We start from the raw sequence: 13144 nt of genomic DNA, 5'->3' as shown, positions 1-13144 counted from the left end.
CCATTAATTTTCTTCGCTGAACCAGACAATGTTTCTGGCAGCCATGATCAGGGCGGCTGCCTGATCTTCACTCATTTCTGCTAAATCCAGCAGGTCATCAACGCCCTGCTCGGCTAAATCGTCTAATGTAACTACGCCTTTGCTGGCCAACACATAGGCGGTGTGGGTATCCAGACCTTCCAGTGCTAACAGTTGCTCAGATGGCTTAGCGCCTTCCAGTGACTCTTCTGAAGCCAGCGCCTGAGTGGTCAGGTAAGCTTTAGCGCGATTGCGCAGTTCTTCAACAATCTCTTCGTCAAAGCCATCGATGGACAAGAGTTCAGAAACAGGGACATAGGCAATTTCTTCCAGCGTGGAGAAACCCTCATCTACCAGTACTGAGGCAAAATCTTCATCAATTTCCAGTGTGCTGGTGAAAAGATCCATCACCTTGCTGGCTTCTTCCTGATGCTTCTTCTGCATGTCTTCAACCGTCATTACGTTCAGTTCCCAACCAGTCAACTGGCTGGCAAGACGAATGTTCTGACCATTGCGGCCAATGGCCATCGCCAGGTTGCCTTCTTCAACGGCGATATCCATCGAATGTGCTTCTTCATCCACGACGATCGAAGCGACTTCGGCCGGAGCCATGGCATTAATAACAAACTGGGCATCGTTGTCGTCGTACAACACGATATCCACCCGCTCGCCACCCAGCTCACCGGAAACTGCCTGCACGCGTGAACCACGCATACCAACACAGGCGCCAACCGGATCGATACGACGGTCGTTGGTCTTCACAGCGATTTTAGCGCGTGAACCCGGATCGCGGGCTGCACCACGCAGCTCAATCATTTCTTCACCGATTTCCGGCACTTCAATACGGAACAGTTCAATCAGCATTTCCGGGCGGGTACGGCTTAAGAACAGCTGAGCGCCGCGGGCTTCCGGCTTCACTTCGAACAGCAAAGCACGTAAACGGTCGCCAGTGCGGTAGGTTTCACGCGGCAGCATGTGCTCGCGGGTCAGAATCGCTTCAGCATTGTTGCCAAGGTCAACGATGATGTTATCCCGGTTGGCTTTTTTCACCACACCGGTCACCAGCTCACCCACCTGATCCACATACGCCTCGACTACCTGAGAGCGCTCTGCTTCCCGTACTTTTTGTACAATGACCTGTTTAGCCATTTGCGTGGTGATACGGTCGAATACGATGGACTCAATTTGCTCTTCCACGTAATCGCCAACATTCAGTTCCGGCTGCTCGTACTGAGCTGCCGATAGGGTAATCTCCCGATAAGGGTGTTCAATCGGCTGATCATCCGGCACCACTTCCCAACGACGGAAGGTATCAAAAGAGCCGGTTTTACGATCGATACTGACCCGAACCTCAATGTCGCCTTCATTCTTCTTTTTAGTGGCGGCGGCCAGTGCGTATTCCAGCGCCTCAAAGATTTTCTCTCTGGGCACCGACTTTTCATTTGAAACCGCATCAACAACCAATAAAATTTCTTTTGCCATTTTCTTGCTGCCTCTGTTGGACCTGTCTGCAATCAGAACACAGGTACAATATTTGCCTTTTCAACGTTATCCATCAGCAAACGAAACTGCTTGCCATCGATTTCTATCACCAGCATATCCTGCTCAATCGCCTGCAAGATGCCTTTGAATTTACGACGTCCATCCTGGGGAATGGCCAGTTTTACATCCACTTTTTGACCTACAGCCCTAGCAAAATGCTCGGGCGTAAATAAGGGCCGATCCAAACCAGGCGACGATACTTCCAGCATGTATTCATGCGAAATGGGATCTTCCACATCCAAAATGGCACCCACTTCACGGCTGATGATGGCGCAATGCTCCACCGTCACCCCGTCTGGATGATCAATGTATAAGCGCACCGTAGAATGCTTACCTGCACGCAACACTTCAATACCAAGCAATTCAAAGCCAGCTGCCGACACAGTCGGTGTCAGTAACTCCATTAACTGCTGTTCCTGCTTCGCCAAGAAAACCTCCAGAGCCGCCGGCTGGGTTTACCCACGCCAGCTACAGGTGTTAAATAAAAAATGGGCGAAACGCCCATTCCACAAACTCAGTTTGCAGATATAAAAACGCCCCGAACAAGCGGGGCGAATTTACTATCCGAAAGCACTGATTTATCGCCAAAATCAATGCTGAATTAATCGTGGCGAGCATCACTACTGACGATCGCTCCACAGTTCGGTGACTGTGAATTGGTCAAGTTTAAAATTAGTACGAATTTTAAACTGACGAAATTTGGTTGCGGGAGCCGGATTTGAACCGACGACCTTCGGGTTATGAGCCCGACGAGCTACCAGGCTGCTCCATCCCGCGTCCGTAATTGGCAACTATTATATAGCTGTGAGGTTAGTACCGCAAGGGCTTAGGCATTTAATGCCGGCTCTTGCTGTTGTAATTTGGTGCCGAGAGCGGGACTTGAACCCGCACGTCCGAAGACACTACCCCCTCAAGATAGCGTGTCTACCAATTTCACCACCTCGGCAGATGTGTCCGGCTTAGTTACCGAACGGGATCTCGTTCTCAGACGGGGTTGCTGGTACGGATTCAGTCATTGGAACCGACAAATCCTGCCATGCATCCACCTGGCTACTCTGGCCCGCAGTGTAACGACCCAGCACAATGCTCAGAACAAAGAAAACGACAGCAAGCACTGTGGTGGTTTTGGTAAGGAAATTACCTTTACCCGCAGAGCCAAATACTGTGGAGGAAGCGCCAGCACCAAAGGCAGCACCCATATCGGCACCTTTACCGTGCTGGATCAGGATCAACCCGATCAACGATAAAGCCACCAACAAATACATCACCATAAAGACTTCAAACATAATTCGTTAACCCTTTGCGCTCAGGCAAATGTGTAAAAATTCTTCAGCATTCAGGCTGGCACCACCGACCAGACCGCCATCAATATCCGGCTGGCTAAGCAGCTCAGCAGCATTCTTGCTATTGACGCTGCCACCGTATAAAACTCTGACCTCGGCAGCCGCTTTGCTATCGTACTGTGCCAGCTGCTGGCGGATGGCTGCGTGGGCTTGCTGAGCCTGCTCAGGAGTTGCCGCTTCACCCGTACCTATAGCCCAAACCGGCTCGTAAGCGATCACCGACTTAGCGAGGAATTCGGGATGCGAAGCATACACTGCAGCTAATTGTTTCGCAAGCACCTGCCCGGTTTTTTCTTGTTGCCGCTGCTGCAGGTTTTCACCAATACAGTACACTGGCGTCAGGCCATGTTCGATGGCTTGCTGCATCTTACCAGCCAGTGCCTGATCGCTTTCAGCAAACAGGGTGCGACGCTCAGAATGGCCGACCAAAACGAAGCGAGCGCCTGCAGCTGCCAGCAAGGCCGCACTTAACTCACCGGTGTAAGCACCCGCAGTGTGCTCACTCAGATTTTGCGCACCTAAGACACAAGACGCTGAGTTTGCAAAGGCATGCAGCAGGGTCGCAGGCGGACAAATCAGCACATCCAGCTCGTTAAGATTGGTTGAAGCCAGAGCCGAAAGCATTTCTTTGGCCAAAGCATCAGAGCCATTCATTTTCCAGTTGGCTGCCACCATGGGCTTGCGCATTGTCATGCCTGTTCCTTGTAATTATTGCGGCCCGATAGTACCCAATGCCAGCCGCAATCTCAAGTTTGTTGCCATGTTTTGCTGTTAACTGGCGATTTTAACCGCATTGGCAATGGTCTGGGCAAACGCCTCGACTTCGGTCAGAACCTCCCCTTCTACCATTACCCGGATCAAGGGTTCAGTGCCTGATTTGCGGATCAATACCCGACCTTTAGTGCCCAGTTTAGCCTCGACATCGGCAATGGCTTGCTTGACGTTTTGTTTCTCCAGCGGCGCTGTGCCTTTTTCAAACTTCACGTTCACCAGTACCTGTGGCAACTTTGCCATACCCTGACTGATGTCAGCCAGGCTTTGTTGCTCCTGGATCATGGCGGTGAGCACCTGCAAAGAGGCAATAATGCCATCGCCAGTACAGGTGTGGTCCAGATTCAGCACATGGCCTGAGTTCTCACCACCAATGCGCCAATCGTGCTCGCGCAGCAGCTCCATGACATAACGATCCCCCACTTTGCTGCGCAAAAACGGAATATTAAGCTCTGCCAGGGCCAGCTCCAGGCCCATATTGCTCATCAGGGTACCCACCACACCGCCATGCAAACGCTTTTGTTTCTGTGCTGCCCGGGCAATGATGTAAACAATTTCATCGCCATCAATCACACGTCCGGTGTGATCGACCATCATCACCCGATCCCCGTCTCCATCGTAAGCAATTCCCAGGTCGGCTTTTAACTCCACTACCTTTTCTTGCAACGGCACCGTGTGCGTGGCCCCACAGTTGGCATTGATATTCAGGCCGTCCGGGCTGGCACCGATGACGGTAACCTCAGCACCTAGTTCCCGAAATACATTCGGCGCGATGTGGTAGGTAGCACCATGCGCACAGTCCAGCACCAGGCGCACACCTTTTAATGACATATGATTGGGCAGGTGGCTTTTGCAAAACTCGATGTACCGGCCAGCTGCATCGTCTACCCGTACTGCTTTGCCCAGCTGCTCTGAAGGCACGCATACCATGGGTTGTTCCAGCTCATTTTCAATCGCCAGCTCAGTCTCATCCGGTAACTTGGTCCCATCGGCCGAGAAAAACTTAATGCCATTGTCGTAATATGGGTTGTGCGAGGCACTGATGACAATGCCGGCTTCGGCGCGGAAGGTGCGCGTTAGATAGGCAACTGCAGGGGTGGGCATCGGCCCCAGCAAACGGACATCCACACCGGCCGCCACCAGCCCAGCTTCCAGTGCAGTCTCTAATAAGTAGCCGGAAATACGGGTATCTTTACCAATCAGGACCTTGCGGGTGCCACTTTTGGACAGTACCCGGCCAGCAGCCCAACCTAACTTCATGGCAAATTCCGGGGTGATCGGAAAATCCCCTACCTTGCCACGCACACCATCGGTACCAAAATACTTTCTGCTCATTCCTTAACTCCATGAAGGGTTGCGTCTACCACAGCCAACGCATCGGCTGTTGCTTTCACGTCATGCACCCGGATTATGTGGGCTCCTTTAATGGCGGCTATTGTGGCACAGGCCAGACTGCCTGCCAATCGCTCCGCGACAGGCTGATTGAGTAAATTGCCTACCATGGATTTGCGTGACATGCCCACCAATAAAGGCAGCTGTAATGTCTGCCATTGCTCAAGCTGCTGCAGCAGCTGATAATTTTGCGCCAGGGTTTTGCCAAAGCCAAAACCCGGATCCAACAACAACTGCTGCCGCTGAATACCAGCGGCCAAACAAGCGTCAATCCGTTGCTGCATAAACAGCAGGACCTCAGCAGTAACATCCTGATAGGTTGGCTGTTGTTGCATGGTTTTGGGTTCGCCCAGCATGTGCATTAAACAGACCGGTACACCGGTTGCTGCCGCCACAGCCAGAGCGCCATCAGCACGCAGCGCATACACATCGTTGATCATATCAGCGCCAGCCTGAACCGCCGCTGACATCACTGCAGCCTTGCTGGTATCAATCGACAGCACGCAATCAAACCGAGTACGGATTGCTTCAATCACCGGTAGCACCCGATCAAGTTCTTGTTGCAGCGGCACAGGCTCAGAGCCTGGCCGGGTGGACTCACCACCGATATCCAGAATGGCGGCTCCTTGCTGCAACATCTGCTCTGCTTGATACAAGGCCGTATCGAGTTGTTGATACTGGCCACCATCGGAAAAAGAGTCTGGGGTTACATTTAAAATACCCATGATCCTTGGGCGGGCTAAATCCAGCGTTCGCTGACGGGGTAAGCTAAGTTGCATGCTAACGTCTCAAAAAATAAAGCCAGAAAAAAACCCGGCAAGCCGGGTTTTTCAATCATCAAACAATCAGTGCAGCTTGCCTTCGGATGGTTCAGCGTTCGGACCAACCGTCTCCTCTGCATCTGAGTCATCGTTGGAGCTGCCTTTACCGCCTTTATCGCGCGGCTCCCAGTTTTCCGGATCACGTACTGGCCGGCGTTCCATCAAATCATCGATTTGACGCGCATCAATGGTTTCATACTTCATCAACGCATCTTTCATCGAGTGCAGAATGTCCATATTGTCTTTGATCAGACTGTAAGCACGCTCGTAATTACGGTCGATAAAGCTACGGATCTCGGCATCAATGGTTTTCACAGTCTCTTCAGACATGTGCTTGTTCTTGCTGACAGAGCGTCCTAAGAACACTTCGCCATCTTCATCGGCATACAACAGGGGTCCGAGCTTCTCGGAGAAGCCCCATTGAGTGACCATTTTGCGGGCCAGATCAGTCGCACGTTCAATATCATTCGATGCACCGGTCGTGACCATTTCTGAACCATAAATCACATCTTCAGCGATACGGCCACCAAACAAAGAGCTGATCATACTTTCCAGCTGTTGCTTGCTGTAACTGACCCGATCGCGCTCTGGCAGGTACATGGTGACCCCCAGCGCCCGGCCACGTGGAATGATACTGACTTTGTAGACCGGATCGTGCTCTGGTACCAGACGACCGACAATGGCATGACCAGCTTCATGATAAGCGGTCATTTCTTTGTCTTTTTCGGTCATCACCATAGAGCGGCGCTCAGCACCCATCATGATTTTATCTTTGGCTTTCTCAAACTCATCCATGGTGACGGTACGGCGATTGCCACGCGCTGCGAAAAGCGCGGCTTCATTGACCAGGTTGGCTAAATCGGCACCAGAGAAACCTGGGGTACCACGCGCAATCACCGAAGGATCAACATCATCGCCCAGCGGAACTTTACGCATATGGACTTTTAGGATCTGCTCACGGCCTTTTACATCCGGCAAGCCAACCACGACCTGACGGTCAAAACGGCCCGGACGCAACAAGGCAGGGTCTAGAACATCAGGACGGTTGGTAGCAGCAATCACAATAATGCCTTCGTTGCCGTCAAAACCATCCATCTCAACCAGCATCTGGTTCAGGGTTTGCTCACGCTCATCATGCCCCCCCCCCAAACCGGCACCACGCTGGCGACCTACCGCATCAATCTCATCGATGAAGATAATGCAAGGAGCCGCTTTTTTGGCCTGGTCGAACATATCCCGGACCCGGGAAGCACCCACACCAACAAACATTTCCACGAAGTCTGAACCGGAGATGGTAAAGAAAGGAACCTTAGCTTCACCAGCAATCGCCTTGGCCAGCAGGGTTTTACCAGTTCCTGGCGGCCCCACCATCAGAATACCAGTCGGGATTTTACCACCCAGCTTCTGGAAGCGGGACGGATCACGCAGATAATCTACCAGCTCGCTGACTTCTTCTTTGGCTTCATCACAGCCCGCCACATCGACAAAAGTGGTTTTGATTTGATCTTCACCCATCAGTTTGGCTTTGCTTTTGCCAAAGGACATCGCGCCTTTGCCACCGCCGCCCTGCATCTGGCGCATAAAGAAAATCCAGACACCGATCAACAACAGCATTGGGAACCAGGAGATAAAGATGGTTGCCAGCCAGCTGCCTTCCTCTGGTGGCTTACCCACAATGCGTACATCGTGCTTGTACAGATCGTCAATCAGCTTGCTATCGTAGCCACCTGGGATCACCGTCTCAAAGCGATCACCATTACGGCTCACACCACTGATCACGCCAGAGCGCTCGATCTGCACTTCCCGGATCTGACGCTGCTCTACCTGCTTTAGAAACTGATCGTAACTGGTCATCCGCTCGGCACTGTCGCCAGGACCGAAGCTATTAAAAATCGACATCAAGACGACGGCGATCACCAGCCAGACGATAAGATTTTTAGCCATATCACTCAAGGTTGTAACCTCTTACTTGCCGTTAAATTTAATCAGGCCACTACTGCGACTTGAAACCTGTTGCCACTATGTAGGCTTCACGGGAGCGGGAGCGCGAGGAGTCCGGCTTTCGTGATTTTACAGTGGTAAAGGCCTGTCGGACTGCTTTCAGGTAGTCCTCAAAACCTTCTCCATGAAATACTTTGACCACAAAACTTCCGTTTTGCTTCAATACCTGGTGACACATATCGAGTGCCAGCTCGACCAGGTAAATTGCCCTGGCTTGATCCGTTGCCAGGTTGCCACTCATATTGGGCGCCATATCGGATAATACCACATCTACGTTGCGACCTTCGATCCGGCTCAGTAATGCCTGCAATACTGCGTCTTCCCGAAAATCACCCTGCAAAAAAGACACACCAGGCAAAGGGTCCATAGGAAGTATATCACAAGCTATCACCCGACCCGAGGGTGTTACCAGTTTTGCCGCCATTTGCGACCAGCTGCCTGGAGCTGAGCCCAAGTCTACCACGGTCATGCCGGGCTTGATCAGCTTATCCTGTTGTTGAATTTCTTCCAGTTTAAAAGCAGCTCTGGAACGCAGGCCCTGCTTCTGTGCTTTTTGCACAAAATGATCATCAAAATGCTCTTTCAACCAACGCGTTGAGCTGGCTGAGCGCTTTTTTCGCGTCATCTTACTACTCTGAAATGGCTATGACCTCTAGATGGCGTTACAATAGCATGAATTCAAGATTAATTTGTGGAAATCGTATCAAGATGGCACTAAGCAATAAACAGAAACAGTTCTTAAAATCCAAAGCGCACGATTTAAAACCGGTGGTATTGCTGGGTGGCAATGGCCTTACCGAAGGCGTTATCGCTGAAATCGAACAGGCATTGGATCATCACGAGCTGATCAAAATTAAAGTCCCGGGAGAAGACCGCGAGCAGAAAATACTGGTGATGGATGCCATTGTTCGCGAAACCAAAGCAGAAAAAGTCCAGGTCATCGGTAAAACTCTGGTGCTGTTCCGGCCAGCGAAAGAGCCAAAGATTCAACTGCCTAAGGCTTGATTCTGCCCCACAGCTAAAAAACCAGCCCGGGTCAGAATGGCACGGGCCTCGTCTTTCGTCGCCACAATAGCACGCTGATAATCATCCGGCTTGGGTACATCGGTCGCTTTGGTAAATTGCCAGCGAAATAGTGGATGTTCCGGCAGCATGACAATGCCAAACTTTAACTGATGTTGAAAACACCAGCTTGAGTTGTCCTGCAGCTTAGTAAACACATCTGCCGGACATGCCTGCCAATCGGTACCATCCAGCGACATCGCCCAGGGCCTGCCTGCAAATGACAGCGCCATCTGGCGCAGTTGCCGGATATAATCTTCGACGGTTAAATTTGTCCAGGTACCTTTGGCTGTCAACCAGATCGTCTGATCTTCTTTGATCAGTTCAAACTTGCTTTTGGCAGAATGCATCAAACAACCTCATCAATTCCAAGAGACTCAGTGTAATCGATAGACCCTCGTTAGCAGGTCTGACCGGCAACTAGTGTGCGACCAATACGCAAAAAAAAGCGGCCGAAGCCGCTTTTCTCATTAACCCAGTCTGATTAGAGGTACTGCACATCGGTGATTTCAAATTCAACCATGCCTTTTGGCGTGTTGATTGTCACCACATCGTCTTGCTCTTTGCCGATCAGGCCACGCGCGATTGGTGAGTTCACCGAAATCAGGTTCTTTTTAATATCGGCTTCATCATCTCCAACGATGCGATAACTGACTTCTTCCTCGGTATCGAGGTTCAGAATGGTGACTGTTGCACCAAAAATCACCTTGCCATTATTTGGCATGCTGCTGACATCGATGATTTGGGCATTGCCGAGTTTGCCTTCGATATCCTGGATACGGCCTTCACAAAAGCTCTGAGCCTCCCGTGCAGCGTGGTATTCGGCATTTTCTTTCAAATCACCATGTTCACGCGCATCGGCAATAGCCTGAATAATCTGTGGCCTTTTTACTGACTTCAATTCATTCAGTTCAGCGCGCAGCATTTCTGCGCCCTGAACTGTCATTGGTATTTTCATCCGTTTACTCTCTTATGCAGCTCCTGCACCGAAGTCACTTGCTCAAAAGCACTGGCAGCATTGGCTTTGCACGTGGCAAAAGCAGCATTTAATGTCGTTGTGTAGTTGGCTTTGTATTGCAGAGCACCACGACGCAACACCTTGGAATCTTCAATCGCCTGACGCCCTTCGGTGGTGTTTACCATGTAGCTGTATTCACCATTTTTGATACGGTCCAAAATATGCGGCCGGCCTTCCGATACCTTGTTCACGACCCGGCATGCGACACCAGCCTGTTGTAAGGTCGTTGCAGTGCCTTTGGTAGCATCGAGTTCAAAACCAAGTGCTATCATGTGTTTGGCCAGCTCAATCACCCGCACTTTATCGCTGTTACGAACCGAAAGTAAAGCACGGCCCCCAGTCGGGATCAAGGTACCACAACCAAGCTCAGCTTTGGCAAAGGCCTCTTCAAAGGTATCACCAACCCCCATCACCTCACCGGTAGAACGCATTTCCGGGCCAAGGATGGGATCCACACCAGGGAACTTATTAAAAGGAATCACCACTTCTTTCACCGAGAAATAGGGCGGGATCACTTCTTTGGTCACCCCTTGCTCAGCCAGACTGCGGCCGGCCATGCAACGGGCCCCCACTTTAGCAACCTGAATACCAGTAGCTTTGGAAACAAAGGGCACGGTTCGTGCTGCCCGTGGGTTGACCTCAATCAGGTAGACTTCGCCATCTTTTACCGCAAACTGAGTATTCATCAAACCGACCACACCCAGCTCCAGCGCCAATTTACGCACCTGCTCGCGCATCACATCCTGGATTGCCGGCGACAAACTGTGCGGTGGCAAGGTACAGGCTGAGTCGCCTGAATGCACGCCCGCTTGTTCAATGTGCTCCATAATGCCGCCAATCACCACGTCCTTGCCATCACAAATGGCATCGATATCTACCTCAATGGCATCATCAAGGAAGTTATCCAGCAGCACCGGTGCTTCATTGGATACACTGACCGCATCCGTCATATAGCGCTTTAAATCGGTTTCATCGTAGACGATTTCCATCGCCCGGCCGCCCAGTACATAGGAAGGCCGCACTACCATAGGGAAGCCAATATCACCGGCTTTAAGCAAGGCCTCTTCCAAACTGGTCACGGTCGCATTTTTCGGCTGTTTCAGGCCAAGACGATCGACCGCTTGCTGGAAACGTTCGCGATCTTCAGCCCTGTCTATCGCATCCGGCGAAGTACCAATGATAGGCACGCCTGCAGCTTCCAGTGCGCGAGCCAGCTTCAATGGCGTTTGACCACCGTACTGTACAATCACACCTTTAGGCTGCTCTTTGGCCACAATTTCCAGCACATCTTCCAGAGTGATTGGCTCAAAGTACAAGCGATCCGAGGTATCGTAGTCGGTAGACACGGTTTCCGGGTTGCAGTTGACCATAATGGTTTCATAGCCGTCTTCACGCAGTGCCAAGGCAGCGTGAACACAGCAGTAGTCAAACTCAATGCCCTGACCAATGCGGTTTGGACCACCACCCAGAATCATGATTTTATCGCGATTGGTTGGTGCCGCTTCACATTCTTCATCGTAGCTGCTGTACATGTAGGCGGTATTGGAGGCAAACTCCGCTGCGCAGGTATCCACCCGCTTATAGACCGGGTGCAAAGCATAACCATGGCGCTTTTTACGGACTTCGTTTTCACTGACACCCAGCAACTCAGCAATGCGCTGATCAGAGAAGCCTTTGCGCTTGTAGCGGCGTAAGCTGCTTTCATCCAGGCCGGAGAAACCAGCATCGTGAATGGCTTGCTCTTCGCGCACCAGGTCCTCAATTTGGACCAGGAACCAGGGATCAACTTTGGTCAGCTCAAAGATGTCCTGCTGACTCATACCAAAGCGAAACGCATCGGCGATGTACCAGATACGGTGCGCACCCGGCTCCTTAAGCTCACGCACCAAACGCTCTTTCGCATCCGGTGCGGACAGATCTTGCATCGGATCCAGACCAGAGACACCAATCTCCAGGCCGCGTAAGGCTTTTTGCATTGATTCTTGTTGATTACGACCAATCGCCATCACTTCACCCACCGACTTCATCTGAGTGGTCAGACGGTCGTTGGCACCGGCAAACTTTTCAAAGTTAAAGCGCGGTACCTTAGTGACCACGTAGTCGATGCTGGGTTCGAATGAAGCAGGTGTGATGCCGCCGGTGATTTCATTGGCTAGCTCATCCAGGGTGTAACCGACCGCCAGTTTGGCCGCGACCTTGGCAATGGGGAAGCCGGTGGCTTTGGAGGCCAGGGCAGAAGAGCGTGATACCCGCGGGTTCATTTCAATAATGACCATGCGGCCATCTTCCGGGTTGATACCAAACTGCACGTTGGAGCCACCGGTTTCTACGCCGATTTCACGCAACACAGCCAGCGAGGCATTGCGCATCAACTGGTACTCTTTGTCGGTCAGGGTTTGCGCCGGTGCTACCGTAATGGAATCACCGGTGTGGACGCCCATAGGGTCAAAGTTTTCAATCGAGCAAACAATGATGCAGTTGTCGTTTTTGTCCCGCACCACTTCCATTTCGTACTCTTTCCAGCCGATCAGCGACTCATCAATCAGCAGCTCTTTGGTCGGCGAGAGGTCCAGGCCCCGGGTACAGATTTCTTCAAACTCTTCCCGGTTATAGGCAATACCGCCACCAGAGCCGCCCATGGTGAACGACGGCCGGATAATGCATGGAAAGCCAATGTCTTCCAGCACCGCATAGGCTTCTTCCATCGAGTGGGCCATGCCAGCACGCGGGCATTCCAGGCCAATGGCGCGCATGGCTTTATCGAAACGGCTGCGGTCTTCGGCTTTGTCGATGGCATCTGCAGTAGCACCAATCATTTCGACATTGTATTTTTTCAGTACACCATGGCGTTCAAGATCCAGGGCACAGTTCAGTGCGGTCTGACCGCCCATGGTCGGTAACACCGCGCAAGGGCGCTCTTTCTCGATAATTTTTTCCACCACCTGCCAGTGGATGGGTTCGATGTAGGTCGCATCGGCCATCTCTGGATCGGTCATGATGGTGGCAGGGTTGGAGTTCACCAGAATAACCCGGAAGCCTTCTTCACGCAGGGCTTTACAGGCCTGAGCACCGGAGTAATCAAATTCACAGGCCTGGCCAATGACGATAGGGCCGGCGCCAAGGATAAGAATGCTTTTTAAATCAGTACGTTTTGGCATAATAAACTCTGTCTTTCC

General features: G+C 51.6%; 12 protein-coding genes and 2 tRNA genes. 1 reads left to right on the top strand and 13 read right to left on the bottom strand.

From position 1 onward, the window contains the following. Window positions 1-3: 3 nt before the first annotated feature. The 10 genes from nusA to rlmE all read right to left on the bottom strand — a co-directional run bounded on the left by nusA (window position 4) and on the right by rlmE (window position 8513). The gene (gene nusA / locus QWY20_RS02115; RefSeq protein WP_330127384.1) at window positions 4-1500 is read right to left on the bottom strand and encodes a transcription termination factor NusA; all 1497 of its coding nucleotides are present in this window, start codon (window positions 1498-1500) and stop codon (window positions 4-6) included. Between the two features lie 32 nt (window positions 1501-1532). Then, window positions 1533-1988, bottom strand: a complete 456-nt coding sequence (gene rimP / locus QWY20_RS02110; RefSeq protein WP_330127383.1) for a ribosome maturation factor RimP — start codon at window positions 1986-1988, stop codon at window positions 1533-1535. Between the two features lie 272 nt (window positions 1989-2260). Next, window positions 2261-2337: transfer RNA gene (locus QWY20_RS02105), tRNA-Met, on the bottom strand. Window positions 2338-2421: 84 nt separating this feature from the next. Continuing rightward, window positions 2422-2506 (bottom strand) — tRNA-Leu (locus QWY20_RS02100). Between the two features lie 13 nt (window positions 2507-2519). Next, window positions 2520-2846, bottom strand: a complete 327-nt coding sequence (gene secG, locus QWY20_RS02095; RefSeq protein ID WP_330127382.1) for a preprotein translocase subunit SecG — start codon at window positions 2844-2846, stop codon at window positions 2520-2522. A 6-nt stretch (window positions 2847-2852) separates the two neighbouring features. Then, a complete protein-coding gene (gene tpiA, locus QWY20_RS02090) occupies window positions 2853-3596 on the bottom strand; it encodes a triose-phosphate isomerase (RefSeq protein WP_330127381.1) in 744 nt (247 codons plus the stop codon). 78 nt (window positions 3597-3674) lie between these two features. After that, window positions 3675-5009 (bottom strand): phosphoglucosamine mutase, encoded by a 1335-nt coding sequence (gene glmM, locus QWY20_RS02085; protein ID WP_330127380.1) that lies wholly within the window; start codon window positions 5007-5009, stop codon window positions 3675-3677. Beyond that, window positions 5006-5845: a dihydropteroate synthase gene (gene folP / locus QWY20_RS02080; protein ID WP_330127379.1), complete on the bottom strand. Its 840-nt coding sequence runs from the start codon at window positions 5843-5845 to the stop codon at window positions 5006-5008. Before folP ends, glmM begins: the two co-directional genes overlap by 4 nt. Window positions 5846-5911: 66 nt before the next feature. Then, the gene (gene ftsH, locus QWY20_RS02075) at window positions 5912-7840 is read right to left on the bottom strand and encodes an ATP-dependent zinc metalloprotease FtsH (RefSeq protein ID WP_330127378.1); all 1929 of its coding nucleotides are present in this window, start codon (window positions 7838-7840) and stop codon (window positions 5912-5914) included. 40 nt (window positions 7841-7880) lie between these two features. Continuing rightward, window positions 7881-8513, bottom strand: coding sequence for a 23S rRNA (uridine(2552)-2'-O)-methyltransferase RlmE (gene rlmE / locus QWY20_RS02070; protein WP_330127377.1), 633 nt, complete (start codon window positions 8511-8513; stop codon window positions 7881-7883). 83 nt (window positions 8514-8596) lie between these two features. On the opposite strand from rlmE, the gene yhbY reads away from it, so the two are divergent. Next, window positions 8597-8893 carry a ribosome assembly RNA-binding protein YhbY gene (gene yhbY, locus QWY20_RS02065; RefSeq protein ID WP_330127376.1) on the top strand — a complete coding sequence of 99 codons (297 nt, stop codon included), beginning with the start codon at window positions 8597-8599 and terminating at the stop codon, window positions 8891-8893. Here the strand turns inward: yhbY and QWY20_RS02060 are convergent. The 3 genes from QWY20_RS02060 to carB form a co-directional block, all read right to left on the bottom strand. Continuing rightward, window positions 8875-9300: a hypothetical protein gene (locus QWY20_RS02060; RefSeq protein WP_330127375.1), complete on the bottom strand. Its 426-nt coding sequence runs from the start codon at window positions 9298-9300 to the stop codon at window positions 8875-8877. The genes yhbY and QWY20_RS02060 overlap by 19 nt on opposite strands. Window positions 9301-9434: 134 nt before the next feature. After that, complete coding sequence (greA, locus tag QWY20_RS02055; protein ID WP_228611393.1) at window positions 9435-9908, bottom strand: transcription elongation factor GreA; 474 nt, start codon at window positions 9906-9908, stop codon at window positions 9435-9437. Further along, window positions 9905-13126: a carbamoyl-phosphate synthase large subunit gene (gene carB / locus QWY20_RS02050; RefSeq protein WP_330127374.1), complete on the bottom strand. Its 3222-nt coding sequence runs from the start codon at window positions 13124-13126 to the stop codon at window positions 9905-9907. Before carB ends, greA begins: the two co-directional genes overlap by 4 nt. Between the last annotated feature and the right edge of the window lie 18 nt (window positions 13127-13144).

Origin of the sequence: Alkalimonas cellulosilytica, from assembly GCF_036325985.1 — a bacterium.
GTDB classification, from domain to species: domain Bacteria; phylum Pseudomonadota; class Gammaproteobacteria; order Enterobacterales; family Alteromonadaceae; genus Alkalimonas; species Alkalimonas cellulosilytica.
This window is presented reverse-complemented; position numbering and strand designations above follow the sequence as displayed.

What these genes read in the sequence shown, in the direction of transcription:
- nusA (WP_330127384.1), bottom strand. Translation starts at nt 1,500, where the DNA reads ATGGCAAAAGAAATTTTATTGGTTGTTGATGCGGTTTCAAATGAAAAG.
- secG (WP_330127382.1), bottom strand. Translation starts at nt 2,846, where the DNA reads ATGTTTGAAGTCTTTATGGTGATGTATTTGTTGGTGGCTTTATCGTTG.
- tpiA (WP_330127381.1), bottom strand. Translation starts at nt 3,596, where the DNA reads ATGACAATGCGCAAGCCCATGGTGGCAGCCAACTGGAAAATGAATGGC.
- glmM (WP_330127380.1), bottom strand. Translation starts at nt 5,009, where the DNA reads ATGAGCAGAAAGTATTTTGGTACCGATGGTGTGCGTGGCAAGGTAGGG.
- folP (WP_330127379.1), bottom strand. Translation starts at nt 5,845, where the DNA reads ATGCAACTTAGCTTACCCCGTCAGCGAACGCTGGATTTAGCCCGCCCA.
- rlmE (WP_330127377.1), bottom strand. Translation starts at nt 8,513, where the DNA reads ATGACGCGAAAAAAGCGCTCAGCCAGCTCAACGCGTTGGTTGAAAGAG.
- yhbY (WP_330127376.1), top strand. Translation starts at nt 8,597, where the DNA reads ATGGCACTAAGCAATAAACAGAAACAGTTCTTAAAATCCAAAGCGCAC.
- QWY20_RS02060 (WP_330127375.1), bottom strand. Translation starts at nt 9,300, where the DNA reads ATGCATTCTGCCAAAAGCAAGTTTGAACTGATCAAAGAAGATCAGACG.
- greA (WP_228611393.1), bottom strand. Translation starts at nt 9,908, where the DNA reads ATGAAAATACCAATGACAGTTCAGGGCGCAGAAATGCTGCGCGCTGAA.
- carB (WP_330127374.1), bottom strand. Translation starts at nt 13,126, where the DNA reads ATGCCAAAACGTACTGATTTAAAAAGCATTCTTATCCTTGGCGCCGGC.